The sequence below is a fragment of the Geomonas sp. Red276 genome (assembly GCF_054784495.1).
The window spans coordinates 1-2,085 of the sequence record NZ_BLXW01000083.1 but is presented as its reverse complement, the minus strand read 5'-3'; the positions used below and the strand labels follow the sequence as shown (position 1 = coordinate 2,085).

General features: G+C 58.4%; 1 protein-coding gene and 1 pseudogene. Both read left to right on the top strand.

The genetic code is table 11. From position 1 onward, the window contains the following. The first annotated feature begins 352 nt into the window (after window positions 1-352). Window positions 353-1,872: pseudogene (gene istA / locus ACYVL5_RS23505) on the top strand (IS21 family transposase). After that, on the top strand, window positions 1,859-2,085 hold a 227-nt coding region (locus ACYVL5_RS23500), incomplete at its 3' end, for an ATP-binding protein (protein ID WP_460597977.1). The pseudogene istA and the gene ACYVL5_RS23500, both read left to right, overlap by 14 nt.

The following is a 2,085-nucleotide window of genomic DNA, read 5'->3' as shown; positions in this document are numbered from 1 at the left end:
AAACGCTACCTGAACATCGACCTGCTCAAGGAACAGGAACTGGAACAGAGGCATTCACTGGCCGAGGCAATCTGACACCGACGGGGCACTGCCGAGAAAACAAAAAAGCGAAAAACTCTTTACACTACCCTTTTTTTTGCATTACGGTTTAGTCAGCAGTGTATTACCGTTCCTGGGTTTTCATGACAATATCTTTCGGATTCAAAACATTAATTTTAGCGTCTCTCCTTTGACTGTGAATCGGCGTGCAAAAATGACCCACTTTCGGGCCTAATCGGCGTCCAAAATTGACCCACCCCAGCATCCTTCTCCATACTCTCTGGACCTAACCAGAGAGGGAGAACCAGAGGAGATGCTGAACGTGGAAACCATCCGTAAAGTCCGTAAAGCCCATTTTGTCGACGGCAAGGGAATTCGCCAGATAGTCCGGGAATTCAAGATTGCCAGGAACACGGTTCGGGACATCATCAGGACCGGCAAGACCGACCAGACCTACCAACGCAGTAACCAGCCACGGCCCAAACTCGGGTTGTTCGCAGACCGGCTCGCGGCGCTGCTGAAAGAGGACAGCACCAAGCCGCCAAAGCATCGTCGCAGTGCGCAGATCCTCTTTGAGCAGTTGCAGCGGGAAGGCTATAAGGGCGGCTACGACACCCTCAGGCGCTATGTGTCCGCCTGGAAAGTGTCCGAGGATGCCGCAACGGTGACGGCCTTCGTGCCGCTGGAGTTCGACCCGGGAGACGCCTTCCAATTCGATTGGAGCTATGAGCAGGTGGAACTGGGGGGCGTCCCGGTCGAGGTTAAGGTCGCCCACTTCCGCCTGTGCCACAGCCGTAAGCCGTACTGTGTCGGCTACACCCGCGAAACGCTGGAGATGGTTCTGGATGCACATATCCGAGCGTTTGAGTACTTCGGGGGTCTTTGCAAGCGGGGCATATACGATAATTTGAAGACCGTCGTCACCAAGGTACTGGTAGGTAAGGACCGTGTCTTCAATCGGCGCTTCCAGAACCTTGCCTCGCACTACCTGTTCGAGCCCGTGGCGTGCACTCCCGCCGCTGGATGGGAAAAAGGGCAGGTAGAGAACCAGGTTGGCGTTGTCAGGAACCGCTTTTTCGTCAAGCGTGACGCTTTACCGACCTGGAGGAGCTTAACGAATGGCTGGAGGCGGAATGCCGCAACCATGCCGCGACGGCGCGTCATCCTGAGCGCAAGGACCGGACCATCGACGAGGTCTTCGCCGAGGAGAAGCGCCATTTGCTGTCGCTGCCGGTGTCTCCCTTCGATGGTTACCAGGAGAGCGTGGCCCGCGTTTCCTCACAGCTCCTGATCGGGTTCGACCGCAACCGCTACAGCGTCAACGCAGTTGCCGTCCGCAAGACCGTTGCGGTACGGGCCTACGCCGACCGCATCATGGTGGTACTCAACGATCGAGTGGTCGGCATGCACCGGCGGCACCTCGGCCGCGACAAGGTCGTTTACGATCCTTGGCATTACCTGGCTGTCCTGGAGCAGAAGCCCGGCGCCCTGCGCAACGGAGCCCCCTTCAAGCGCTGGGACCTGCCGGCGCCGGTGCAGGAGGTGAGGTCGAGACTGGAAGGCCATTCCGACGGCGACCGCCAATTCGTGGCGATCTTGAGCGTCGTCGGACGTTACGGTCTTGACGCCGTGACTGAAGCCTGCGGTCAGGCGCTGTCCGATAAAACGGTAAGTTCCGATGTCATCCTCACCCTCCTGTCCCGCAAACACGACGAGCCGCAACCGGAGCAGATTCAGGAAATCGCGAAGCTGCCGCAGCTAACCCTGCTCCCCATAGTGGACTGCCGCCGCTATGATCTCCTCCTCTCCGGAGGTACCCATGGGACTGCGTGAGCGAATCATGGAGGCGCTGGGAACGCTGGGCCTGTACGGTATGAAGGCGACTTTCGACGAGATCATGGCGGCAGGGATCAAGAGCCGGGCGACACCGGAGAAGATCCTCTGCGACCTTCTGGAAGCGGAGATGGCGGAACGCAAAACCAGAAGCATCCGCTACCGCATGGGCCTCGCGAGGTTCCCTGTCGACAAGGACTTGGACGCGTTCAA